Origin of the sequence: Brucella tritici (assembly GCF_008932295.1) — a bacterium.
Taxonomy (GTDB): Bacteria; Pseudomonadota; Alphaproteobacteria; order Rhizobiales; family Rhizobiaceae; genus Brucella; species Brucella tritici.
The window spans coordinates 45,271-69,679 of the sequence record NZ_WBWA01000003.1 but is presented as its reverse complement, the minus strand read 5'-3'; the positions used below and the strand labels follow the sequence as shown (position 1 = coordinate 69,679).

The following is a 24,409-nucleotide window of genomic DNA, read 5'->3' as shown; positions in this document are numbered from 1 at the left end:
CCCCTATTTCAAGCTGCAAGAGCATCTTGTGGTTTTTTTAAATGCCTGACTTGAAAAGTTGGACACAGCTTTCAGGGAAGCTGTGTATAAGGGAAAGGTGTTGCGTCCATTTGCTTCCAAAAACGATCAAACCAGAGCAAAAACGGGCTTCGTGCCACCGCCAAAAGCCACGAAATTGGGATTGGCAAAACCCGTAACACCTTCATTGGCGCGCTGGCCATAAGAGAGCGGCGTCCCCTCGAAAGTCGTGGTGAGACCGCCAGCGGCGCGCAACACGGCATCGCCCGCCGCCGTATCCCATTCCATCGTCGGGCCGAAACGCGGATAGATATCGGCCTCCCCGCTGGCAATCAGGCAAAACTTCAGCGATGACCCGATGGAAACGCAACTGCTGATCCTGTTGTCGTTCAGGAACTTCTCCGTTTCCGGGTTTTTATGTGACCGGCTGCAAACCGCCACCTGCTCGGACCCGTGAACGCGCACCGCTATCCTGCGCCGTGTTCCGATTGCATGATCTTTGGTCGTCGTTATTTCTTCAGCACCGTTGCTGGTTCCAATAAACAAGCGATTGCGAACGGGTGCATAAACGATGCCGAGAACTGGAGCGCCATCCTCGATCAGGCCGATATTCACCGTGAAGTCGCCGTTTCGCAGCAGAAACTCACGGGTGCCGTCCAGAGGATCAACCAGTAGAAATTGCCGACCCAACTGTGAAGGCAAACGTCCTGCCGCCACTTCCTCCTCGGCGACAACCGGAATGTCCGGGACAACGGAAGCGAGTGCCGCGAGAATGATGGCTTCCGCGTCACGATCTGCTTCCGTGACCGGGGAGGAATCTTTCTTGCTCTGAACCGCGCAACCATTGGCATAGTGCTTCATGATAACGCGCCCCGCCTCAAGTGCAGCTTCCTGCAGGACGGTCAGTATTGCATCGTCGTTCGGATCGGCTTTCGGGGAGGCTGAAATCTTCATTGCTCAGATTGACCAGGAATCGCTGCCATAACTGCCTATGATACCACGTTCGGCGAGATACTTTTCTACTTCTGCGACGAGTTCGTCAACGTCACGACCCGTCGTGCTCAGGCGTAATTCCGGTGATACCGGTGCCTCATACGGAGAATCGATCCCGGTAAAAGCCTTGATCTCACCGCGCAAGGCCTGCGCATAAAGCCCTTTGGGGTCACGCGCGATGCATTCTTCAATCGGTGTATCCACGAATATCTCGACGAACTCGCCTTCGGGCAGCCGGGAGCGAATGCGATCCCGTTCACTCCGAAATGGCGAGATAAAGGAAACCAGCACCACCAGCCCCGCATCGGTCATCAACCGGGCGATTTCGCCGACACGGCGGATATTCTCTGCCCTATCCTCCTCCGAGAAGCCCAGATCGCTGTTGAGGCCATGGCGGACATTATCACCGTCCAGCAGGTAGGTATGCTTGCCGAGCGCATGGAGACGCTGTTCGAGCCGGTTTGCGATGGTGGATTTGCCGGAGCCGGACAGACCCGTGAACCAAAGCACAGCCGGTTTCTGGAATTTCTGTGCTGCGCGTGTCTGCTTGTCGAGGTCGAAGGACTGCAGATGCACATTCGTCGCCTGACGAAGCGCGCTATCGATCATCCCAGCACCCACAGTCGCGTTTGTAAGCCGGTCGATCAAGACGAACGCGCCGGTTACACGATTATCCGCGTAAGGATCGAACGCAATCTGATCCACCGTCTGGAGATGGCAAAGTCCAATCTCGTTGAGGTCAAGGCGGGGCGCTTCCTGACGGGTAAAGCTATCGACATCGGTTCTGTATACGATCTCATTGATCGTTACCGGCGTCTGATCGGTTTCGGTACGCAGGATATAGGATCGGCCGGGATGCAACGCCTCCTCGCCAAACCAGACTATATTGGCCGAGAACCGATCAGCAACTTCAGGCCGGGCCTCGGTCCCTACCAGCATATTGCCGCGCGAAACCTCAATCTCGTCCTCCAGCACCAGTGTGACGGCTTGCCCCTCGGAAGCGCGCGGCAAGTCACCGTCATAGGTGGCGATGCGTTTTACGCGGGAGGTCTTGCCTGATTTGGCGACAACCACCGTATCGCCGGCAGTGATCGACCCGGATGCCACTGTGCCGGAGAAGCCGCGAAAATCGAGATTGGGACGGTTCACATATTGCACTGGAAAACGAAACGGCTTGGCCGCTGCCTCCGTGTCGATGCGCACGGTCTCCAGATGTTCGAGCAAATGCGGCCCTTCATACCAGTCCATGCGTGGCGACGGCAGGGTGACATTGTCGCCGAAACGCGCCGAAAGCGGGATCGGCTGGATGCTGACAAAGCCAAGTTCTTTGGCGAAGCCCATATAGTCGGCAACGATGCGCTCGAAAGCCCCTTGCGAAAAATCGACCAGGTCGATCTTGTTCACAGCCAGAACGATATGACGAATACCAAGTGCAGCGGCAATGAAGGAATGGCGCCGTGTCTGGGTCAGTACACCCTGACGGGCATCGATGAGCACGATAGCAAGATCGGCTGTCGAGGCACCAGTCGCCATGTTGCGCGTATATTGCGCGTGACCCGGCGTATCAGCGACAATGAATTTGCGACGTGGCGTCGAAAAGAACCGATAGGCGACATCAATGGTGATGCCCTGCTCTCGCTCTGCCTCCAGACCGTCAACCAGCAATGCGAAATCGAAATCGTCATCCGTGGTGCCGAACTTGCGGCTATCGTTCTTCAACGATGCGAGCTGGTCCTCGAAGATCAGTTTCGTGTCATAGAGCAGGCGCCCGATGAGCGTCGACTTGCCGTCGTCCACCGACCCGCAAGTGAGAAATCGCAACAGCGTCTTGCGCTCCTGATCGGCCAGAAAGTCGCTGACTGCGGCATTGGTCGCAACAGGCTTGATTATCGCATTCATCAGAAATAGCCCTCGCGCTTCTTTTTTTCCATCGAACCGGCTTCGTCGCGATCAATGGCCCGGCCCTGCCGCTCGGATGTACGGGCAATCAGCATTTCTTCGACAATATCGGAAAGGTCAGCCGCACTTGATTCAATTGCGCCGGTCAGCGGATAGCAGCCAAGCGTGCGGAAACGCACCAGCCGGTTTTCCTCCCGTTCGTCCGGGCGCAATTTCATGCGGTCATCGTCGACCATAATCAGCATGCCGTCACGCTCGACCACGGGACGATGCGCCGCAAAATAAAGCGGCACGATGGGGATATTCTCCTGCAGGATATATTGCCAGATATCGAGCTCAGTCCAGTTCGACAGCGGAAAGACGCGGATCGATTCCCCTGCGGAAACGCGGGTATTATAGATCTTCCACATTTCTGGACGCTGGTTCTTGGGGTCCCATCCATGCTGTGCGTTACGGAAGGAAAAAATGCGCTCCTTGGCGCGCGATTTCTCCTCGTCGCGACGAGCGCCGCCAAAAGCGGCATCGAACTTGTATTTGTCGAGCGCCTGCCGCAAGGCGACCGTCTTCATCACATGAGTGTGGACATTCGATCCATGGCTAAAGGGACCAATACCCTCGCGCACGCCATCCTCATTGATATGCACGAACAGCTCGAAACCCTTTTCACGCGCCTGCGCATCGCGAAACTCAATCATCTCCCGAAACTTCCATGTCGTATCAACATGCAGAAAGGGGAAAGGCGGTGGAGCGGGATAGAATGCCTTCATCGCCAGATGCAGCATCACCGACGAATCCTTGCCGACCGAATAAAGCATTACCGGGTTGGAAAAACTTGCCGCGACCTCGCGAAAAATATGGATAGCTTCCGCCTCAAGGCGCTGAAGATGCGTCAGGTTCTTGGTCAGGGATGCATGATGCACGACTAATTACTCCCGGCAACCGGATGGGGTCTCGATACTGGCGGGAGGGATGGCGAATGCCTTCATCCGGCACAGATGCGGCAAAAGCCACGGTGCGCGCATTGTCGTGAAATGATGCAAGAAAGTGAAAGAAACCTATCGCGTATTGCGACTGGCTTGCGCGAAAAACTTACCGTATTTGCACGCAGGGCCGGAACAAACTTGCGCGCGCCGGGAAAAGCCACTTTTTGGCCAAGCTACGGAAAATCATACAATTTTTGTGATATTTAACGGCTTTTCGCTGTGGAGCTGCCCGCTATTCGGACAGCTCCGGAGCAAATTATTACTTGGCGAGACTCGCCTGAACATCGTTGAGCGTCGCTTCGAGTGCCGACACCATCGTATCGATCTGCTGATCATTGATGATGAGCGGCGGGCAGAAGGCAAGCGTATCGCCCATTGCGCGGGAAATGACGCCCCGCTCCTGAAGAACCGCATTTGCCTGAGCACCTAGCGCACCAGCCTGTTCAAGACCTGTCTTGGCCTGCTTGTCAGTGACAAGCTCGACACCGGCAATGAGACCGACGCCGCGCACTTCACCGACCAGCGGGTGACCCTGCAAATCGCGCAGGCGCTTCTGCATATAGGTACCGCGATCGCGCGCATTGGCGACCAGATCACGCTCCTCGATAATCGCGAGGTTTTCCAGCGCTACCGCTGCCGCCACCGGATGGCCGGATGCCGTAAAGCCCGTGCCAAGCGTGCCGATCTTGTGGCTTTCCTCGGCAATCGGTGCGTAAACGCGCTCATTGATAAGGAAGGCCGAGATCGGCAGATAGGACGACGAAAGCTGCTTCGACATGACCAGAATATCCGGCTTCATATCGAACGTCTGGCTGCCGAACAGGTTGCCCGTCCGTCCGAAGCCGCAAATAACCTCGTCGGCGATCAACAGAATATCGTAGCGCCTGAGAACTGCCTGCACCTTTTCCCAATAGGTTTTGGGCGGTACGACCACGCCGCCAGCGCCCATCACCGGCTCGCCAATGAAAGCTGCAATGGTGTGCGGGCCTTCAGCAAGGATCAACTGTTCCAGCTCATCCGCCAGTCGCGTTGCGAACTGCTCTTCAGTCTCGCCCGCCAGCCCTTCACGATAGTGATGCGGGCAGCCCGTATGCAGGATACGGTCGATCGGCAGATCGAAGGAACGGTGATTGTTGGGCAGGCCAGTCAGGCTGGCGGAGGCAATCGTCACACCATGATAGCCACGCTTGCGCGAGATGATTTTCTTGCGCTCCGGTTCGCCAAGCGCATTGGAGCGATACCAGATCAGCTTGATGACCGTATCGTTGGCCTCGGAACCTGAATTGGTGAAGTAGGCCTTGCTCATCGGCACAGGAGCCATCGAAACAAGCTTTTCCGCCAGATCGATGACAGGACCATGCGAACGGTAGGAGAATGTATGGTAGAAAGGCAGCTTCTTCATCTGTCTTGCAGCTGCTTCGGCCAGACGGGGCTCCGAAAAGCCCACGCCGACACTCCAAAGTCCCGACATTGCTTCAATGTAACGCTTGCCAGTTACATCTTCGACGTAAATGCCATCGCCCCGCTCAATGACAAGCGGGCCTTCCGCTTCGAGGCGGACAGCATCGGTGTAGGAATGGAGATGATAACGGATATCGCGGGCTTCGAGAGAGTTTGGCTGAGCAGTCATTCATTAATCCTCCGGGAAAGATAATGAATTTGTAGCCCGTTTCAGAAAAAGCGCAAACCGGAAAGCCGCTGAAAAATGCCCTTCGGAACAAACCGCCGAGGGACTTGGAAAATATCTAGAGAAGTCCGAACGTGCGGGCCTTGGCGACCGCCTGAACCTTGTTGACCGCAACCAGCTTTGTCAGCACGTTGCTGATATGGAAATTCACCGTGCGTGTGGAAATATTGAGGATCGTACCGATGATCTCGGCAGTCTTTCCTTCGCTCGTCCAGCGCAGGATCTCCCTTTCCCGCATCGTCAAGTTCACTTCAGAAACGCAATTCATCGCCGGAACATCAAGATGTTCATACATGGACAGATGTAAAAGATTGGCCGCAATCTGCATCTGGCGCCGCAACATCGAAATCTCGCCCGAAGACAATGCCGGACCATTTCTCAGGAAAGACAACATTCCGAAAACGCCTTGAGCTGCCCAGCACGGCTGGGAAATCCCAACCTTGAGACCGAAGCGCTGTGCATCCGTCCAGATTTGCGGTGCTTCTGCAAACAGCTTCGGCGACCAGACCAAAGGCTCGATACTGTTCAATGCCTTGCGAACCAGTGGATCGATATCGGCATATTTTCTGGCCGTATAATGATCGGTCCATTCCTGGGGCAACGATCCAAAGCTGAGCCATTTGACCACGCCGTTCAGCAACGGAACGCGCATGACATAAGCCGTATGTGCAAATCCGCACTGCTTGGCATAAGTATTTATGTATTCAAGGAGCTGTCCGGCATCGTCAGCAGATTGCATGGATTCATAAATTTGTTCCCATTTTATTGCAGACTTCCCAAAGAAAAATATAACTATCGATGATTATTGAAATTCGAAGCATTTGAATGAAATGCCAACAAATCACTAACACGCCCCTGCAATTTTCACCAAATAATAATAAGTATAGAATACTGCTTCGACAAAATATTAAACTATACTAATTTAAATTTTAGTTTATTAGAGCTCCTTTCGATCTGACTGGATCAGATCGGCGCTCTAACTTCTTTTAAGCCACGCATAAGCTTATCGATCCTCGGTTCACTCCGGTCGAATTATGCTCTATCCGTTTGTTTTTAAGCATGTCTTTACCCCGAAACCGGCTCCCACTTTCGGGAGACATGCTCTAAGCCAATTGCTCATGAATATGAAACGCCAAGCCGATGCAGCCGCGTCGACTGGTTTGTAGCCGATGCATAAATACAAACCAGCCAAACGCGCACCGCGCATCTGTCAAAACTACGAGTATATGAGATTAGGTTAATTTAAATGCGGCATTTGTCACGCCGCAGCGTCTTCCGAAGTCGCCCCTGGGGTGTAATTGAGGATCGGCGCAAGCCAGCGCTCGACCTCCTCGACGGACATTCCCTTGCGGTTCGCGTAATCCTCGACCTGATCGCGTTCGACCTTGGCCACGCCGAAATAATAGCTTTCCGGATGGCCGATATAAAGACCCGACACAGAAGAGCCTGGCCACATCGCGTAGCTTTCCGTCAATTCCACGCCAGTGTTCGCGGTTGCATCCAGAAGACGGAAAAGGGTCGTCTTTTCTGTATGATCTGGCTGGGCCGGGTAGCCCGGAGCGGGACGAATGCCCTTATATGGCTCTCCGATCAGTTCTTCCGGCGTGTAAGCCTCGTCAGATGCATAAGCCCAGAATTCCTTGCGGACACGCTCATGCATCAATTCTGCGAAAGCTTCCGCAAAACGGTCGGCGAGCGCTTTCACCAAAATGGCCGAATAATCGTCATTGGCGCGCTCGAAACGCTCGGCTATGGCAACTTCGCCAATACCCGCCGTCACGACAAAGCCACCGACATAATCCTGCTTTCCGCTCTCGACGGGAGCCACGAAGTCGGACATCGCGACATTCGGACGGCCATCGCGCTTGCTAAGCTGCTGGCGCAAGGTGAAGAAGGTCGCAAGCTCCTCTTTCCGGCTTTCGTCGGTGAAAAGACGGATATCGTCTCCCACCGCATTGGCGGGCCAGAATCCGACGACAGCTTTCGGCGTGAACCAATTTTCGTCGATGATTTTCTTCAGCATCGCCTGCGCGTCGTCCCAGAGCTGCCGGGCGGCTTCGCCCTGCTTCTCATCTTCAAGAATTGCCGGATAGCGGCCCTTCAACTCCCAGGTCTGGAAGAACGGCGTCCAGTCGATATAGCGGGCGATTTCGGCCAGATCGTAATCGTCGAAAGTCTTCGTGCCGGTGAATGTCGGCTTTGCCGGAGCAAAACTATCCCAATCGAGCTTATGCGCATTGGCGCGGGCGCGAGCGATCGGCAGGCGCTGCTTCTCGGCTTCATTGCGCGCGTGAGCCGCGGCCACCTTGGCATATTCTCCGCGCAGACCGTCAACATAGGCTTGCTTGCCTTCCGGCGACAGCAGGCTCGAAACCACACCGACGGCACGGCTGGCATCGATGACATAGACCGCCTGCCCGCGTTCATAGCGCGGATGAATCTTCACCGCAGTATGGACACGGCTGGTCGTCGCACCGCCAATCAGAAGCGGAATATCGAAACCTTCGCGTTCCATTTCTGCTGCCACATGCGCCATCTCATCCAGTGACGGCGTGATGAGGCCGGAAAGGCCGATGATATCCACCTTTTCGTCACGCGCCACCTGCAGGATTTTCTGCGATGGCACCATCACGCCGAGATCGATGATCTCGTAATTATTGCAGGCCAACACGACGCCGACGATATTCTTGCCGATATCGTGCACGTCGCCCTTCACGGTCGCCATCAGCACCTTGCCGGCACTCTGACGTTCAGAGCCGCCAATGCCTTTTTCAGCATTGAGGCGCTTTTCTTCTTCCATATATGGCAGGAGAACGGCCACGGCCTGCTTCATCACGCGGGCCGACTTGACCACCTGCGGCAGAAACATCTTGCCCGCGCCGAACAGATCGCCAACCACGTTCATACCGGCCATCAGCGGCCCTTCGATGACATGCAGCGGACGCTCGGCAGACTGCCGCGCCTCTTCCGTATCGGCTTCAATATATTCGGTAATGCCGTTGACCAGCGCATGCTCAAGGCGCTTTGCCACCGGCCATTCGCGCCAGGTCAAATCCTGCACCTTGGCTTCCTTGGAGCCTGAATCGCGAAAACGTTCGGCGATTTCCAGCAAGCGTTCGGTTGCATCGGAGCGGCGGTTCAACACCACATCCTCGCAGGCCTCGCGCAGTTCCGGATCGATGGCATCGTATACCGCAAGCTGACCGGCATTGACGATGCCCATATCCATACCCGCCTGAATGGCGTGGTACAGGAACACGGCATGCATCGCCTCGCGCACCGGCTCATTACCGCGGAACGAGAAGGAAAGGTTCGACACGCCACCCGAGACATGGACATGCGGCAAGGTCGCCATGATCTTGCGTGTCGCCTCAATGAAATCGACGCCGTAATTATTGTGTTCTTCGATACCGGTCGCCACCGCAAAGATGTTCGGATCGAAGATGATGTCTTCCGGTGCGAAGCCGACCTGTTCGGTCAGAATCTTATAGGCCCGTGTACAGATTTCGATCTTGCGCGCCTCGGTGTCGGCTTGTCCGGTTTCATCGAAAGCCATCACGACAACTGCCGCGCCATAGGCGCGAACGAGCTTCGCATGATGAATAAAGGCCTCCTCACCTTCCTTCATCGAGATGGAGTTGACCACCGCCTTGCCCTGAACGCATTTCAGGCCAGCCTCGATGACTTCCCATTTGGAGCTGTCGATCATGATCGGCACGCGGGCAATATCCGGCTCGGCAGCAATCAGATTGAGGAATTCGACCATGGCCTTTTCGGAATCGATCAGGCCTTCATCCATGTTGATGTCGATAATCTGGGCGCCATTGACCACCTGATCGCGCGCGACGTCGAGCGCAGCAGCAAAATCGCCAGCCTTGATCAGCTTGCGGAAGCGTGCCGAGCCGGTCACGTTGGTGCGTTCGCCAACATTGACGAAAGGAATATCCTCTGTGAGCGTGAAGGGTTCGAGGCCCGACAAGCGCATCAGTGGCGCAACCTTGGCAGGCTTGCGCGGCGGATGTTTCGCGACAGCCTCGGCAATGGCGCGGATATGTTCCGGCGTCGAGCCGCAGCAACCGCCAACCACATTGACCAAACCATCACGCGCAAAGCCTTCGATCTGGGCAGCCATTGCTTCCGGCGTTTCGTCATACTGGCCAAACTCGTTCGGCAGACCAGCATTCGGATAGGCGCAGATGAATGTATCGGCGATGGTCGACAATTCGTCGAGATGCGCACGCATGGCGTTGGCGCCCAACGCACAGTTGAGACCGATAGTGAACGGCTTGGCGTGACGCAGCGAATGCCAGAATGCCGTCGGCGTCTGCCCGGACAGGGTGCGGCCGGAAAGATCGGTGATCGTGCCGGAAATCATCACCGGCAGGAAGATGCCCTTTTCCTCGAACACTTGTTCCGAGGCGAAGACAGCAGCCTTCGCATTCAGTGTGTCGAAGATGGTTTCGATCAGGATGATGTCGGAACCGCCATCGATCAGCCCCCGGATCTGCTCGGCATAGGCGATGCGCAGATCGTCGAAGGTAACAGCGCGGTAGCCGGGATTGTTGACATCCGGCGACAGGGAAGCGGTACGGTTTGTCGGCCCAAGCGCTCCTGCAACGAAGCGGCGGCGGCCGTCCTTCTGCTCGGCGCGCAGGGCCGCACGACGCGCAAGACGCGCACCGTCACGGTTCAATTCGTAGACCTGCTCTTCCATACCGTAATCGGCCTGGGCGATCGTCGTAGACGAGAATGTGTTGGTTTCGAGAATATCCGCGCCCGCAATGGCGTAGGCGTAATGGATTTCTTCGATAGCCTTGGGCTGCGTCAGGGTCAGAAGGTCATTATTGCCCTGAAGCTGACAGTCGCAGGCGCCGAAGCGCTCACCCCGGAAATGTTCTTCATGAAAACCAAGCCCCTGAATCTGGGTTCCCATCGCGCCGTCGAGGATCAGGATGCGCTCCCGCGCTGCCTTGGTGAGAGCTGCAAGCACTTCTGAGCCATCCGGCTGCGCAGCCGTTGCACCAAAAAGACCTTCGAGGGAAGAGGCCATAAAACACCGCCTGTATTCAATCTGTTATCAGGCAACAGGATTTGCTCGGACACACAAACCCGAATTGCCCTTCATACGCATATCACGGAAGTCGCTTAATGACATAAACATATCTTTATGTCAATTCAGGCCGAGTGTTTCCTATCCTGTTATCCGCACATCACCGATCTGTTGCCGGACCCAAGAAATTGTGACTGCGCAGGGTCACCGCTCTGCCACAATGTTCGACGTAAAATGACCTTAGGGACGATTTGTGTTGTTCATTTTACGCGCATCTTATCCGAAAGCCGTTTCACATTTTTCGGTATGCGCTGTGAGGAGAGACCGATGAAAAGGTTTGCTTATTCCCTGTTTGCTGCATGTTTGTCACTTGGCATGGGACTATCCGCTGCTGCCGGGACCGCGAATGCGGCACAGCCGTCTTTGATGGCGACACCGTCCGCCCAGGCTCTAGCACCGAATGTACAAAACGTTCAGTATTACGATTATCGTGGTGACCGCCGCTATTGGCGGGAGCATCGCCGTCACTGGCGGCATGACCGTCCGCGTTACCGTCCGTACTATCGCTACGATCGCGGTTATTGGGGACCACCACCTGTTTATCGCTACCGTCCAGCACCGATCTATCGTGGTGGCAACCCGCATGTGCGGTGGTGCTACAACCGCTATCGCTCCTATCGAGCCTACGATAACACGTTCCAGCCTAATTATGGGCCACGGCGCCAGTGCTACTCGCCATATCTCTAAAACGAAAAAGCCCCGGAAAACCGGGGCTTTTTCTAAATAAACTGGCTCAAAATCAGGTTACATAAGCACCGATTGAAGCCGCGACCAGACCGATCGCAACCGCAATCATCACGCCATAAACGCGTGGCTTGTCAAACAGGACGGCAAAAGCCGCAAACCAGCTGACAACCGCAGCGCCTAGCGCGAATAAAAAGCCCGGCTTGTCGCCGTGGTACAGGTTAGCCGCCATGAGGCCGCCGATAATCAGCGCGCCAAAAACGATCATCAACCCTGTGGCATATCGCTCGTAATCGTCCATTTAAATTCCTCGGTTCCGCTCCCGCCGCGACAGGTACCGGAAACTCTCGTCAATCCGTTTGGCCATTTAAGGGCATTGGCCGGTCGCCATCACACAATCATTATTCGTGTCGTTCTTCAACCATTTCACTGCGCCATTTTCCGCAATTGTTACGACTTTTCACGTGAACGTTCCTATCGTTACCCGATAACCGGCATTCGTCCCGTTCAAAACCATGTTAATATGACTTCCATGGAATCGTCAGGCGTCACCATTTTCGAAACAGAGATCGGACCGTGCGGCATTGCCTGGCGCGGCCAGAAGATTGTGGGCGTTGAGATCGGAGATGCTGACGAGAAGGAAACCCGCTATAGGCTCAGTGAGCGGTTCCCCGGTGCCGAAGATATCGATATGCCCTCCTTCGTCAGCGATGCAATCCAGGGTGTCCGTGCGCTTCTGGCAGGTGCCGATGTTGATTTTTCAACTACACCGCTTGCGCTGGATACCCAACCCGATCTCAACCGACAGGTCTATGAAATAATTCTTGAGCTGAAACCGGGTGAGACAACGACCTATGGTGCAATTGCCCGAAGGATCGGCGATGTGAGTCTCTCACAGGCTGTCGGCTATGCGCTTGGCAAGAACCCGTTTCCGATCATTGTGCCCTGTCACCGGGTGCTCGGAGCCAACGGCAAGGTCGGCGGCTTTTCGGCGGCAGGTGGCACGGCGACGAAACTGAAGCTTCTCAATATCGAGCGAGCAAAAACGTCCAGCGAGCCCGATCTTTTCGGTGGCCTGCCACTACAGGAAAAACCACAGGCCGGCTGGTAGTTATTTTACGCATTTCCGAACGCAAGACCGCTTCGCACTTTTGCTGGAAATGCTTTAGCGCTTGTCTGTCACAACATCGGCTGAAAAGCGCAATTCGCGCATCGGACGCACCAGTTGCGTCGTCGCGTCATAGGTCGGATGCTTCTTGAAAGCAAAAAGCGCTTCCTCATCTTTGAACTCGGCATAAACCACGAGATCAATGCGGTCGCACATCGGATCGACCCTGGAATTTGGCAGAACTTCAAAAAGGTCAGCATGGGGAATGGTGCCAAGTTGCTCCAATCCCTTTTTGACGGTCTCTATATCCTGACCTTCTTTGACGCTGAAGAAAACAATATGCCGGATCACGCCGCGACTCCCTGAATTTGGTGAGGCGTGTCTAGCGCATCAAGGCGTGCAGAAAAATGGCAAATTTGAGCGATGTGCCTAACTTGCCTTGACACGCCGCCAGGCAAACCCGGCCTCCTCCGGCACGGAGCCGCGCCCCGGCTGATAGTAACCGGGCGTATCGACCAGACGGTTTTCGCCGAGACGGCCTTGCGCAACCTTGTTCGTCACCTGAAGGCTGTCGAAACCGGTGCGCAGCATCAAGGCAGCCTGATCGATCAACACATCGCCAACGGCGCGCAATTCACCCGCAAAGCCTGCGCGGCGCAAAATCTCGGCCTTGGAATAGGAGCGACCGTCATTGAACGCCGGGAACTGCAAGGCGATTAGCGGCACGCTGCCAAGATCATCCAGCAGCGGTTCAATGGCTTCGCCCGGCGCAACCGAAACGCCAATCCGGCGATTGGAGGCACGGCGGCGTTCTTCGTCCAGTCCAAGCCATACGGCGAGCGGAATGATGACAGCCGGAGCGTCGTCCGCAGCTTCCAGATCGTCGGCAAAGACATAATCGTCTTCGCGAAAGCCATCGGCAGACCAGAGTTTGGTTTCGTTGATATCGCTCATTTCCGGTCACCTGCTCCCAAATTCTTCAAACTATCCGACAGACCCGACAGGTGGATGCCGCATTCTGTCTTTTCCGATCCCGCCCAGCGTCCGGCACGCTGATCTTCGTCGTCGTTCACGGGCCGCGTGCAGGGCATGCAGCCGATGGAACGGTAGCCCTGCGCGGTCAGGGGATGCGGCGGCAGATCATGCTTTTCGGCATAGGCCTTGAGATCGACGGCCTGCAAACGCGCCAGCGGATTGATACGAATACGCGGGCCGACCGATTCGAACGTTGCCAGGCTTTCGCGCGTCGATGCCTGAAACTGCTTGCGGCCCGTCATCCAGGCCCGATAAGGGGCCACGGCGCGCGCCATCGGCTCCACCTTGCGGATGAAGCAGCAGCGATCCTTGTCGGTCATCGACAGCGCGCCGAACGGATCGTCCGCCTTGAGGCTATCCTCAAGCGGCAGGATATCCTGCACATCAGTCAAACCCAGCCGGTCCACCAGATCATGACGATAATCGAGTGTGGCCCGAAAGTGCTTTCCCGTATCGAGAAACAGCACCGGCGTTGCCGGATCGATTTCCGAGATCATATGCAAAAGCACTGCCGATTCCGCCCCGAAGGAAGACACGACCGCGATCTGCCCCTCATAGAGTTCGCGCGTGACGAGCGCGATCACATCTTGCGGGGTAGACGCGCCGTGGCTGGCCTCCAGAAGGCGGGCCTCGGCGGCGGCACTTTCTTCAGCATCAAGCTGCACGGCTTATTTCTCCATAAAGCGCGCGTTTGAACGGCTCCATGCCTACGCGGCGATAGGCGGCGAGGAAGGTGTCCTCCGGACTTTCGCGCAAGGCGAGATAGGTATCGACCACCGTTTCGATGGCATCCACCACTTCTTCCGACGAGAAGCCGCGACCGGTGATCTCGCCGATGGCCGAATGCTCATCCGCCGAACCGCCAAGTGTGATTTGATAGAGTTCCTCACCCTTCTTCTCGACGCCCAGAATGCCGATATGACCGACATGGTGGTGGCCGCAGGCATTGATGCAGCCGGAAATCTTGATCTTGAGATCGCCGATTTCAAGCTGGCGCTGGTGGTCGCCGAAGCGCTCGGAAATACGCTGCGCCACCGGAATGGAGCGCGCATTGGCAAGGGCGCAATAGTCAAGACCCGGGCAGGCAATGATGTCGGTGATGAGACCGGCATTCGGCGTCACCAGACCATCCGATTGCAGCAGATCATAGACGGCTGCGAGATCGGCCTTGGCCACATGCGGCAAAACCAGATTCTGCTCGTGGCTGACGCGGATTTCATCGAAGGAATAGGTTTCGGCAATGTCCGCCACCAGCTCCATCTGCTCGGCGCTCGCATCGCCGGGAATACCGCCGATGGGCTTCAGCGAAATGGTGACGACCGCATAATCCGGGTTCTTGTGCGGCGTGACATTGCGCGCCACCCAGCTTGCAAATTCCGCATCGGACTTCTGGGTTACCGCCAGCACTTCCCAGCCTTCCGGCCGTTGCGGCAGGTTCGGCATGCGGAAATAGCTTTCGATAGCGTCGATATCGCGCTGCGGCAGCTTCAGCTCGCCGTAACGAATATCTTCCCATTCGGCGTCAATCTCGCGGGTCAGTTCTTCGACGCCCGTTTCATGGACGAGGATCTTGATGCGCGCCTTATACTTGTTGTCGCGACGGCCATGCAGATTATAGACGCGCACGATGGCCGTCACATAGGTCAGCATGTCCTCGAGGGGCAGGAAGTCGCGAATCTTCTTCGCCACCATCGGCGTGCGGCCCTGACCGCCGCCAATATAGACGGCCAGTCCCAGATCGCCTGCCTCGTTCTTCTTCAGCTGCAAGCCAATGTCATGCACCTGAATGGCCGCACGGTCATGGTCGGAGCCGACAATGGCGATCTTGAACTTGCGCGGCAGATAAGAAAATTCCGGATGCAGCGACGACCACTGGCGCAAAATTTCTGCAAACGGACGCGGATCAGCCACTTCGTCGGCGGCAGCACCTGCGAAATGATCGGCGGTCACGTTGCGAATGCAATTGCCGGAGGTCTGGATGGCGTGCATCTCGACTTCCGCCAGCTCTTCCAGAATGCGCGGCACGTCCTTCAGGGCGGGCCAGTTATACTGGATGTTCTGGCGCGTGGTGAAATGGCCGAAGCCACGATCATAGTCGCGTGCAATCGATCCAAGCCTGCGCAGCTGGCGGCTCGACAGCGTGCCATAGGGGATGGCCACGCGCAGCATATAGGCGTGCAATTGCAGATAGAGGCCGTTCATCAGACGCAGCGGCTTGAACTGGTCTTCGGTCAGCTCGCCAGTCAGGCGGCGCTCGACCTGATCCTTGAACTGGGCAACGCGGGCCGCAACAAAATCGCGGTCGAATTCATCATAACGATACATAGTCTAAATCCGGGTTCAGAGCATTTCCAGCAAAAGTGGGAACCGGTTTTGCGTCCGGAAATGCGTCAACAGATATTACGAGGCGCGCTTCAAAGCAGGCTTATCAAGGGGCAGATCACCGAAGGTAACGATGGTCGGGCCGGAAAGGCGAATACGCTCGCGCAGGCGGATCGGGTAAAGCCCCTCCTCGCGCTCCTCGACATCGATCACATTCACATCAACGACCAGATTGGCTTTCGCTGCAACCTTGCCCGCCTCTTCAAGCGCCGTCACGGCTTCCGCATGGCGGGCGATCAGCGCGCCGTCGATGGTCTCCTGCCACGAACCGTCTGCACCGAGCCACACAGCCTGCCCGTCGATCAGCCGGTTTGCAGTGAGAACTTTTACGACCATTTCCAAACTCCAAACTTTTGTTAACCGCGCATCCTGCGGGTTTAGGCTGCGACGGAAACCGGCTTGAGGGCCAGCGCTTCGGCTTTGTCGATTGCGGCACCGGCGACTGCATCGCCAATGATCACCATGACCGGGCCGGAAAGTTCCTTGCGGTTTTCCAGATCCGGCAAATCCTTCAGCGTGCCGTGGAACAGGCGCTTGTCCTGCCGGCTCGCATTTTCCACCACCGCCACGGCGGTATCTTCATGCAGGCCCGCACCAATCAGGCGCGCAGCAACCGATGCCGCGACCGTGGAGCCCATATAGACGGCAATCGTTGCACCCGATACGGCGAGCTTCGCCCAGCCCGGCAGCACATCGCCCGTCATGTCATGGCCCGTGGTGAACACCAGCGACGAAGCGACACCGCGCAGCGTCAGCGGCAATTCCATATCGGCAGCGGCAGCAAAGGCCGAGGTGATGCCGGGCACGATCTCGAAACCGATACCGGCAGCACGCAGCGCCGCCATTTCCTCACCTGCGCGTCCGAATACCAACGGATCACCGGATTTCAGCCGCACAACGCGCTTGCCTTCCCGCCCCAGCGAAACCAGCAGGCGATTGATTTCTTCCTGGCTTTTGGAATGGCAGCCCTTGCGCTTGCCAACGGCAAGGCGCTCGGCGTCACGACGGCCCATGGCAATGACGCCTTCCGGCACCAGCGCATCATGCACGATCACATCGGCTTCCATCAAAGCGCGATGGGCGCGCAGGGTCAGCAGGTCTTCGGCACCCGGACCGGCGCCGACCAGCCAGACATAACCGGCAGCATTGTCACGTTGCTCGATCAGGTCGCTCGCAGCCTTGTAGGCTTCCACGCGGTCGCCATTTTCAATGGCGCTGGCGACACGGCCCGAAAAGAATCCGCGCCAGAAACTGCGGCGCGCCAGACCCTTGGGCAGCGCCCGCTCGACCAGCGGTCGCCAGCTTTCGGCAAAATGCGCAAGCTCGCCAAGGCGCGGCGAAAAGGCGGCATCGATACGCGCACGAACCATCTGCGCCAGAACCGGAGCACTGCCTTCCGAACCAATCGCAATCGTCAGCGGCGCACGGTTGACGATGGCGGGCGTCAGGAAATCGCAAAGGGCTGGACGGTCAACGACATTGACCGGAACCTTCTCGGCCTTGACCACGGCAGCAATGGCGCGATCCTGCGCTTCATCGCCGGTCGCCACGAAAACAAGCTTTGCGCCCTCGACATGTTCCGGCGCAAAAGGTGCTGCAATATGCTCCGCACCATGGCTCGCGATGAAATCGGCCAGATGATGTTCTGTTTCTTCGGCAATGATGCGAAGACGTGCGGATGTCTGCGCCACGAGGCGCGCCTTGTTCAAAGCTTCCTCGCCGCCGCCAACGACGACAACCACCTCTTCCGACACCCGGAAGAAGGCAGGAAAATCAGCCAGTAAACGCTTTTGCGGTAGAGACACAGAGACCATCCTTTTAAGATGGCGCCATTATCCATGGAGAGCGGGAGATTTATAAGAAACGGGCTTGCGCGTGAAAATCACGGCGAGCATCACTTTTTCTCAAAACAGCCGATTGCGGGATTTTAATTTCCCATAAGGCCGGAAATATATCTCACAATTTTTATAGGGTTTACATAGACTTATAGATATCGGTTACCGATAATCGCCGCTCGTGAAGAAGGCCGGAACATGTTTGGGCCAGCGGCGGGGCAGCACGGCAATCAGATCGAAACGCAACGACAGACGGGCATGATCGGGCTGGCGTTGCAGCCAGAGATCGGCTGCGGCTTCGATACGGCGCATGGCCTGCGGTGTGACGGCGAGATGCGCGGCTTCCAGGCTGCTGCGCGCCTTGACCTCGACAATGAGCACAAGATTGCCCCGCCGGGCGATCAGATCGATTTCACCGAGCCGCGTTCGATAGCGCCGCGCAACGATCCGAAAGCCTTTCAAAAGAAGCAGCACGGAAGCAAAGCGTTCGGCGCTGTGTCCGCGAAAGAAAGCAATGCGCTTTTTCTCGCGGAGGTCTGTCATCGCTGATCCGATTTCAGTTGCATAAGGCGCTGATAGAGAACCGATTTCTGCCCGCCGGTCATGCGCGCGGCCTCGCCTGCGGCCTTGGATGGCGGCAGTTCGTCTGCAAGCGACAGAAGCAGCTTGTCGATATCTTCCTCGCTTTGCGGAATGGTGTTGCCCGTCGGCGGGCCGACCAGCAGAACCACTTCACCGCGAATGCGATCTTCTCCGTCAAACTCCGCTGCAAGTTCACCCAGCGGCGCCGTGCGAATGGTCTCATAGGCTTTGGTCAGTTCGCGGCAAAGCGCGCCCATACGATCCGGCCCGAACACTTCAGCCATTTCGGCCAGTGTCGCCGCTGTCCGGTTTGGCGATTCATAGAACACCAGCGTTGCGTCGATGCCCTTGAGGCTTTCGAGCTTCGTCTGCTTTTGCCCATGCTTGGACGGCAGGAAGCCGCAGAACATGAAGGCGTCGGTCGGCAGGCCAGAAGCGGCAAGTGCGGCCAGAACTGCGGAGGCACCCGGAATCGGGACAACGCGAATACCCGCTTCGCGTGCTTCGCCAACCAGACGAAAGCCCGGATCAGAGACGAGCGGCGTGCCCGCATCGGACACCAGCGCAACGCTTTTGCCCGCAGACAGCGCGGCAATCAGCTTTTCACCAGCTTCTGCCGCATTGTGCTCATGATAGCTGATCGGACGGCGGGAAATGCCGTAACGGTCGAGGAGAACGCGGGTCACGCGTGTATCCTCGCAGGCAAGAACATCGGCTGCGGCGAGCGTTTCGATGCCGCGCAGCGTCATGTCGCCAAGATTACCGATCGGTGTCGACACGATATAAAGTGCTGGCTCCAATGGACGGGCGCGCATGGCTGTGCCGCCCACCACATATTCCCGTCGCCCCTCGCTTGCTTCGTCCGTCATTATAAGTTCCTTATGCCGCCAAGTCGGCAACCAGTGCGTCGAGCACCAGCGCACCATCTGGCGTTGCGCGAATGATGCTGCCGCCCATCGGCTCGATCATGCCCTCGGTGATCAGTTTCGCCAGACGCTTCTGGTCAACATCATGACCCGACAGCCGCTTGTAGCGATCCAGATCGATGCCTTCGCGCAGACGAAGCCCCATCATCAGGAACTCGTCGCCCTCCTGCCCGCCATCAAGATATTCTTCCTCGATAATGCCGTGGCCGCGCCGATCAACCTTGTCGAGCCAGGTTTCCGGATGCTTTTCGGTAATCGTCACTGTGCGAACGTCGTTTTCCACGAAACGCCCATGCGCGCCGGGGCCGATGCCCACATATTGCCCATAGCGCCAATAGACGAGATTGTGCTGCGACTCGCGCCCCGGCACCGCATGATTGGAAATCTCATAGGCCGGGAGACCATGTTCTGCCGTCACCCTTTGCGTTTCTTCATAAAGCGCTGCGGCGTGGTCCGGCTCCGGTGTGGTCAGCTTTCCGGCCTTCCAGAGATTGTAGAACTGTGTGCCTTCCTCGATGGTCAGCTGGTAGAGCGAGAGATGATCGGCAGCCAGTCCGATTGCTTCCTTCAGCTCTTCGCGCCATGCCTCGATGCTCTGGTTCGGACGCGCATAGATCAAATCGAAGGACAGGCGCGGAAAAATCTCGCGCGCCAGACGAATGGCGGCCTTGGCCTCCTCGACCGAATGCATGCGCCCGAGACGGCGCAAATCGGGATCGTTAAGCGCCTGAATGCCGAGCGACACGCGATTGACGCCTGCCGCGCGATAGCCGCGAAAACGGTCGGCTTCCACACTGGTCGGGTTGGCTTCCAGCGTCACTTCGATATCGGGTGCGACAGACCAATGCGACCCGATATTATCGAGCAGCGCGCCCACCGTTTCGGGCTGCATCAGCGATGGCGTGCCGCCGCCCAGAAAAATACTGGTGACCGTGCGCGGGCCAGTGCGCTCGCGCAGCGTTTCCATCTCGCGCCGGAAAGCTTCAGAAAAACGCGCCTGATCGACCGGCTTGTGACGGACATGGCTGTTGAAGTCGCAATAAGGGCATTTGGCCAGACAGAACGGCCAATGTACATAAACGCCGAACGCGGTTTCCCCATTCGCACGCGCGATGGGAATCGTGCTCACGCCGTCCACTAACGCCGGTGAAGAGGGAAACAGCTTGTTCATTTCGCGGAAGCCGGCTCCACGTTGAGCGCCTTTTCGGCAAAAAGCTTGAAGGCGCGGGCGCGGTGCGACAGGGCCTCGGCGTCGCCCGGCTTCCAGCCGTGCTTCTCATCGGCGGTCATTTCACCAAAGGTCTTTTCGTGGCCCGCCGGCAGGAACACCGGATCATAGCCAAAGCCGGTCGTGCCGCGTGGTGGCCAGATCAGCACACCTTCCACTTCGCCGCGGAAATATTCCGCTTCGCCATCCGGCCATGCAAGGCAGATGACGGAAACGAAACGCGCGCCGCGCTTGTCCGCAGTCGTCGCACCTTTTTCCTGCAAAAGATCTTCGACCTTGCGCATCGCCATATTGAAATCACGCGTGCCGTCTTCGGTTTCAGCCCAGTTGGCCGTGTAGACGCCCGGCTCACCATCCAGCGCATCGACCATCAGGCCGGAATCGTCGGACAATGCGGGCAAGCCGGTGGCCTCTGCCGCAGCAAGCGCCTTGATATAGGCGTTTTCTTCAAACGTGGTGCCGGTCTCGTCCGGCTCCGGCAAGCCAAGTGCTGCAACAGAGCTGACATCGAAGCCGAACGGACCGATCAGCCCGTCGAATTCCTTCAGCTTGCCTGCATTGTGCGAGGCGACAATCAGCTTGCCTTTTTCCAGCGTTCTCATTTTCAATTCCATAGTTTGGGTTCGGCAATCTCCAGCGAATTGCCGGATGGATCGCGGAAATAAATCGAATGTGCGCCATTGGGCCAATCGAAATCGGCCTCAATGGCAACGCCATGCTTTTCCAGATGTTTCCGCCAGCCCTCGATCTCGGCGCGGCTTGCAGCAAAACATACATGACCCGGCCCCGTTGTGCCATGCGGCGGCACAGGCAGATTGCCGGGCAAAGGCGGCTTCAAGGTTTCTTCCGCCTTGAAGAGCAGCAAAATGCCCTCACCACAACGGAAGAAAGCATTGCGCGCGCTGAGCTGGCCCACCGGTTCCAGCCCCATCGTGTTGCGATAGAATTCTACCGCCTCGGCGACGTCGCGAACATAGAGTGCCGTTTCAAGAATACGTGCAGCGCGCATGGATCAGGTCTCCTCATTCAGATGGAGCAGACACTGTCCTAGCAGAGCCTGTTCCAAAAGTCGTCCTGTGCGGCTGCAAATACGCTTTTTTGAGTGAGGCTCTTAAGCGACGGCCATTTTCTGCAACGACACAAGACGATCGACACCGCTGCGCGCCAGTTTCATCAGGTTCAGGAACTCTTCTTCCGAGAAAGGTGCGCCTTCGGCAGTGCCCTGAATTTCAACAATGCCGCCAGCGCCGGTCATGACGAAATTGCTGTCGGTCTGGGCAACGGAATCTTCCGCATAGTCCAGATCGAGAACAGGAGCGCCTTCATAGATGCCGCAGGAAATGGCTGCAACATGGTCCTTCAGCACCTTCTCGACCCGCACCATCTGGCGCGCTTCCATCCAGCGCAGGCATTCATGCAGGGCCACCCAGCCGCCGGTGATGGCTGCGGTGCGCGTGCCGCCATCGGCCTGAATGACATCGCAATCCACCGTGATCTGTACTTCGCCCAGCGCCTGCATGTCCACGACAGCGCGCAAGGATCGTCCGATCAGACGCTGGATTTCCTGGGTGCGTCCGCCCTGCTTGCCAGTGGCGGCTTCGCGGCGCATGCGGTCGCCGGTCGAACGCGGCAACATGCCGTATTCCGCCGTGACCCAGCCCTTGCCGGTATTGCGCATCCAGCCCGGCACCTTTTCCTCAAGGCTTGCCGTGCACAAAACATGCGTGTCGCCAAATTTGACCAGGCAGGAGCCTTCCGCATGTTTGGAGATGCCGCGCTCGAAAGAGACGGCGCGCATTTCGTCGGCAGCACGCTTGGATGGACGCATATATCAATTTCCTTGATCGAGTTCTTGGGGATTCAAAGTTTCCGTGCGGCTTTTTAGGCTCCCCGGGCGCAAATAGAAAGGAATTTTGCGCTTCGCCAGCCCAAAGACATGTCGAGAAGTGTTGAGAGGAATGCCAGTCTGGAGCTAAAGCCTTTGACGCTTCGCGCCGCAACCTTATATTTAGGACAAGCAATCAACAGGTTCGCCGCTCTATCATGATGAAATCGCCTGAACATCAGCTTCTGAATTCGCTCGACCAGCGTTCGCGTGATATTTTCCGGCTGATTGTGGAAACCTATCTGAACGATGGTGACCCGCTCGGCTCGCGCAACCTGTCTCGACTGCTACCGCATACGCTTTCACCTGCCACGATCCGCAATGTCATGAGCGACCTTGAGCATCTGGGCCTCATCTATGCGCCGCATATTTCAGCCGGACGCCTGCCGACGCAGATCGGGCTACGCTTCTTTGTCGATGCGTTTCTGGAAGTGGGTGACCTGCCACCGGAGGAACGCTCCTCCATTGAGGCGCAGGTTCGTTCCGCCGGAATGAACAATTCGGTTGAAAGCGTTCTGACCGAGGCAAGTCAGGTTCTTTCAGGGTTATCGCGTGGCGCGGGCCTCGTGCTTGCCACCAAGGCAGAAGGCGCGCTCAAGCACATCGAATTCGTTCGTCTCGAACCGACCCGCGCTCTCGCCGTTCTGGTCATGCAAAATGGCGACGTCGAAAACCGCGTCGTCAATCTGCCCGTCGGTATCAGTAATTCGCAACTGGTCGAGGCATCGAATTTTCTCAACGCGCATATTCACGGCCATACGCTTTCCGAAGCCAAGGCTGAATTGGAGAAGCTGACGGAAGAAACGCGGCAGGAACTCGATCAGCTATCGCAGGAACTTGTCGCCCAAGGGCTGGCGGTCTGGAGCGGTGCCGGAACGGATCAACCGGCACGGCTGATCGTTCGCGGACGCGCCAATCTTCTGGAAAATATCCATGCGCAGGAAGATATCGAGCGTCTGCGCCATCTCTTCGATGATCTTGAGACCAAGGACGGCATGGTCCAGCTTCTCGATCTCGCCGAGGCCGGATCAGGTGTCCGCATCTTCATTGGTTCGGAGAACAAGCTTTTCTCCCTTTCCGGCTCATCGCTGGTGGTCGCCCCCTATCGCGACAGCGAGCAAAGGGTTATTGGTGCTCTGGGAGTCATTGGGCCCACCCGGCTCAACTATGCGCGGATCGTTCCCATGGTGGACTACACCGCCCAGATCGTTTCCCGCCTCCTGCGGTAACTGTGAGATTTGCCGGGACAAACCAAGTCCCTGAAAATAGACCTTGATTTTACTGGCATGAAACTCGATATCCGCCCCAGAAGATATTCAAGACGGAAGTAGCATTATGGCTGACGAAAAAAACAAATCCCAGAACCCCGATCTTGAGCAGCGCGACATCAACAATCCCCGGGATCGTGAGGCGCTGAACCGAGCTGCCGACGATTTTCTGAAAGCGCGTAAGGCTGAAGCTCGTGCGGAAGCTGCCGAAGATGAAGCTGAGGCAGCCGTAGATGAAACCGCAAACCGGATCGCGATGCTCGAGGCAGACAATGGCGAGCTGAAGGACCAGCTCCTGCGCGCTGCTGCCGAGATGGAAAACCTGCGCAAGCGCACCCAGCGCGATGTGCAGGATGCACGCACCTATGCCGTGACCAACTTCGCGCGCGACATGCTGTCGGTTTCCGACAATCTGCGCCGTGCACTTGAAGCTATCCCTGCCGATGCCCTGGCGACGGATGCCAGCCTGAAGTCACTCGCAGACGGTGTCGAAATGACCGAACGCGCCATGCTGCAGGCTTTGGAACGTCACGGCGTCAAGAAGCTGGAACCGGAAGGCCAGAAGTTCGATCCGAATTTCCATCAGGCCATGTTCGAAGTGCCGAATCCGGATTTGCCGCACAACACCGTCGTGCAGGTCGTGCAGGATGGTTATGCCATCGGCGATCGCGTTCTGCGCCCGGCGATGGTCGGTGTGTCCAAGGGTGGCCCGAAGGTAACCGCCGACAATGGCGGTGCGGCTTCCGACGGCAACGCCTGATTTCAGCAATAACCGGTGAAAATTGG

23 protein-coding genes are annotated in these 24,409 nt (G+C 57.0%); 4 read left to right on the top strand and 19 right to left on the bottom strand.

What is annotated here, in order from left to right:
- Positions 1-126: 126 nt before the first annotated feature.
- The 6 genes from cysQ to metH form a co-directional block, all read right to left on the bottom strand.
- Complete coding sequence (cysQ, locus tag F9K91_RS04430) at positions 127-972, bottom strand: 3'(2'),5'-bisphosphate nucleotidase CysQ (RefSeq protein WP_151555496.1); 846 nt, start codon at positions 970-972, stop codon at positions 127-129.
- A gap of 3 nt (positions 973-975) precedes the next feature.
- Positions 976-2,910 carry a sulfate adenylyltransferase subunit CysN gene (cysN, locus tag F9K91_RS04425; RefSeq protein WP_151652228.1) on the bottom strand — a complete coding sequence of 645 codons (1,935 nt, stop codon included), beginning with the start codon at positions 2,908-2,910 and terminating at the stop codon, positions 976-978.
- The gene (cysD, locus tag F9K91_RS04420) at positions 2,910-3,830 is read right to left on the bottom strand and encodes a sulfate adenylyltransferase subunit CysD (RefSeq protein WP_151677286.1); all 921 of its coding nucleotides are present in this window, start codon (positions 3,828-3,830) and stop codon (positions 2,910-2,912) included. The genes cysN and cysD overlap by 1 nt, the downstream gene beginning before the upstream one ends.
- Positions 3,831-4,152: 322 nt before the next feature.
- Entirely contained in the window at positions 4,153-5,523 is a 1,371-nt protein-coding gene (locus F9K91_RS04415) for an aspartate aminotransferase family protein (RefSeq protein WP_151555499.1), read from the bottom strand.
- 115 nt (positions 5,524-5,638) lie between these two features.
- The gene (locus tag F9K91_RS04410; RefSeq protein WP_151555500.1) at positions 5,639-6,346 is read right to left on the bottom strand and encodes a LuxR family transcriptional regulator; all 708 of its coding nucleotides are present in this window, start codon (positions 6,344-6,346) and stop codon (positions 5,639-5,641) included.
- 492 nt (positions 6,347-6,838) lie between these two features.
- The gene (gene metH, locus F9K91_RS04405; protein ID WP_151677285.1) at positions 6,839-10,630 is read right to left on the bottom strand and encodes a methionine synthase; all 3,792 of its coding nucleotides are present in this window, start codon (positions 10,628-10,630) and stop codon (positions 6,839-6,841) included.
- Positions 10,631-10,957: 327 nt separating this feature from the next.
- On the opposite strand from metH, the gene F9K91_RS04400 reads away from it, so the two are divergent.
- Complete coding sequence (locus F9K91_RS04400; RefSeq protein ID WP_151677284.1) at positions 10,958-11,377, top strand: BA14K family protein; 420 nt, start codon at positions 10,958-10,960, stop codon at positions 11,375-11,377.
- A 52-nt stretch (positions 11,378-11,429) separates the two neighbouring features.
- Here the strand turns inward: F9K91_RS04400 and F9K91_RS04395 are convergent, their stop codons facing one another.
- Positions 11,430-11,675 carry a hypothetical protein gene (locus F9K91_RS04395; protein ID WP_010658028.1) on the bottom strand — a complete coding sequence of 82 codons (246 nt, stop codon included), beginning with the start codon at positions 11,673-11,675 and terminating at the stop codon, positions 11,430-11,432.
- Between the two features lie 231 nt (positions 11,676-11,906).
- Here F9K91_RS04395 and F9K91_RS04390 point away from each other — a divergent pair, with 231 nt between their 5' ends.
- Positions 11,907-12,485 (top strand): methylated-DNA--[protein]-cysteine S-methyltransferase, encoded by a 579-nt coding sequence (locus F9K91_RS04390; RefSeq protein WP_151654325.1) that lies wholly within the window; start codon positions 11,907-11,909, stop codon positions 12,483-12,485.
- Between the two features lie 54 nt (positions 12,486-12,539).
- Here F9K91_RS04390 and F9K91_RS04385 read toward each other — a convergent pair whose 3' ends face one another.
- From F9K91_RS04385 to rph, 12 genes are all read right to left on the bottom strand, one after another.
- Positions 12,540-12,833 (bottom strand): Dabb family protein, encoded by a 294-nt coding sequence (locus tag F9K91_RS04385; protein WP_125300560.1) that lies wholly within the window; start codon positions 12,831-12,833, stop codon positions 12,540-12,542.
- Positions 12,834-12,911: 78 nt separating this feature from the next.
- Positions 12,912-13,436 (bottom strand): DUF934 domain-containing protein, encoded by a 525-nt coding sequence (locus F9K91_RS04380; protein ID WP_151654323.1) that lies wholly within the window; start codon positions 13,434-13,436, stop codon positions 12,912-12,914.
- Positions 13,433-14,182 carry a phosphoadenylyl-sulfate reductase gene (locus F9K91_RS04375; RefSeq protein ID WP_151654321.1) on the bottom strand — a complete coding sequence of 250 codons (750 nt, stop codon included), beginning with the start codon at positions 14,180-14,182 and terminating at the stop codon, positions 13,433-13,435. Before F9K91_RS04375 ends, F9K91_RS04380 begins: the two co-directional genes overlap by 4 nt.
- Complete coding sequence (locus F9K91_RS04370; protein WP_151677283.1) at positions 14,172-15,842, bottom strand: nitrite/sulfite reductase; 1,671 nt, start codon at positions 15,840-15,842, stop codon at positions 14,172-14,174. The genes F9K91_RS04375 and F9K91_RS04370 overlap by 11 nt, the downstream gene beginning before the upstream one ends.
- A 75-nt stretch (positions 15,843-15,917) precedes the next feature.
- Positions 15,918-16,235, bottom strand: a complete 318-nt coding sequence (locus F9K91_RS04365; protein ID WP_151654317.1) for a DUF2849 domain-containing protein — start codon at positions 16,233-16,235, stop codon at positions 15,918-15,920.
- Between the two features lie 41 nt (positions 16,236-16,276).
- On the bottom strand, positions 16,277-17,713 hold the full coding sequence (gene cysG, locus F9K91_RS04360) for a siroheme synthase CysG (protein WP_151654315.1): 1,437 nt from the start codon (positions 17,711-17,713) through the stop codon (positions 16,277-16,279).
- A gap of 183 nt (positions 17,714-17,896) precedes the next feature.
- On the bottom strand, positions 17,897-18,277 hold the full coding sequence (locus F9K91_RS04355; protein ID WP_151555506.1) for a YraN family protein: 381 nt from the start codon (positions 18,275-18,277) through the stop codon (positions 17,897-17,899).
- A complete protein-coding gene (gene rsmI, locus F9K91_RS04350; protein WP_151654313.1) occupies positions 18,274-19,185 on the bottom strand; it encodes a 16S rRNA (cytidine(1402)-2'-O)-methyltransferase in 912 nt (303 codons plus the stop codon). The genes F9K91_RS04355 and rsmI overlap by 4 nt, the downstream gene beginning before the upstream one ends.
- Before the next feature lie 10 nt (positions 19,186-19,195).
- Positions 19,196-20,413: a radical SAM family heme chaperone HemW gene (gene hemW / locus F9K91_RS04345; protein WP_151654311.1), complete on the bottom strand. Its 1,218-nt coding sequence runs from the start codon at positions 20,411-20,413 to the stop codon at positions 19,196-19,198.
- Entirely contained in the window at positions 20,410-21,072 is a 663-nt protein-coding gene (gene rdgB, locus F9K91_RS04340) for an RdgB/HAM1 family non-canonical purine NTP pyrophosphatase (RefSeq protein ID WP_151654309.1), read from the bottom strand. The genes hemW and rdgB overlap by 4 nt, the downstream gene beginning before the upstream one ends.
- 2 nt (positions 21,073-21,074) lie before the next feature.
- Positions 21,075-21,479 (bottom strand): VOC family protein, encoded by a 405-nt coding sequence (locus tag F9K91_RS04335; protein ID WP_151654306.1) that lies wholly within the window; start codon positions 21,477-21,479, stop codon positions 21,075-21,077.
- Between the two features lie 102 nt (positions 21,480-21,581).
- Positions 21,582-22,298, bottom strand: a complete 717-nt coding sequence (gene rph / locus F9K91_RS04330) for a ribonuclease PH (protein ID WP_078339626.1) — start codon at positions 22,296-22,298, stop codon at positions 21,582-21,584.
- 215 nt (positions 22,299-22,513) lie between these two features.
- Here rph and hrcA point away from each other — a divergent pair, with 215 nt between their 5' ends.
- The gene (gene hrcA, locus F9K91_RS04325) at positions 22,514-23,584 is read left to right on the top strand and encodes a heat-inducible transcriptional repressor HrcA (protein WP_151555511.1); all 1,071 of its coding nucleotides are present in this window, start codon (positions 22,514-22,516) and stop codon (positions 23,582-23,584) included.
- 106 nt (positions 23,585-23,690) lie between these two features.
- On the top strand, positions 23,691-24,383 hold the full coding sequence (grpE, locus tag F9K91_RS04320; RefSeq protein WP_061344850.1) for a nucleotide exchange factor GrpE: 693 nt from the start codon (positions 23,691-23,693) through the stop codon (positions 24,381-24,383).
- The last annotated feature ends 26 nt before the right edge of the window (positions 24,384-24,409 follow it).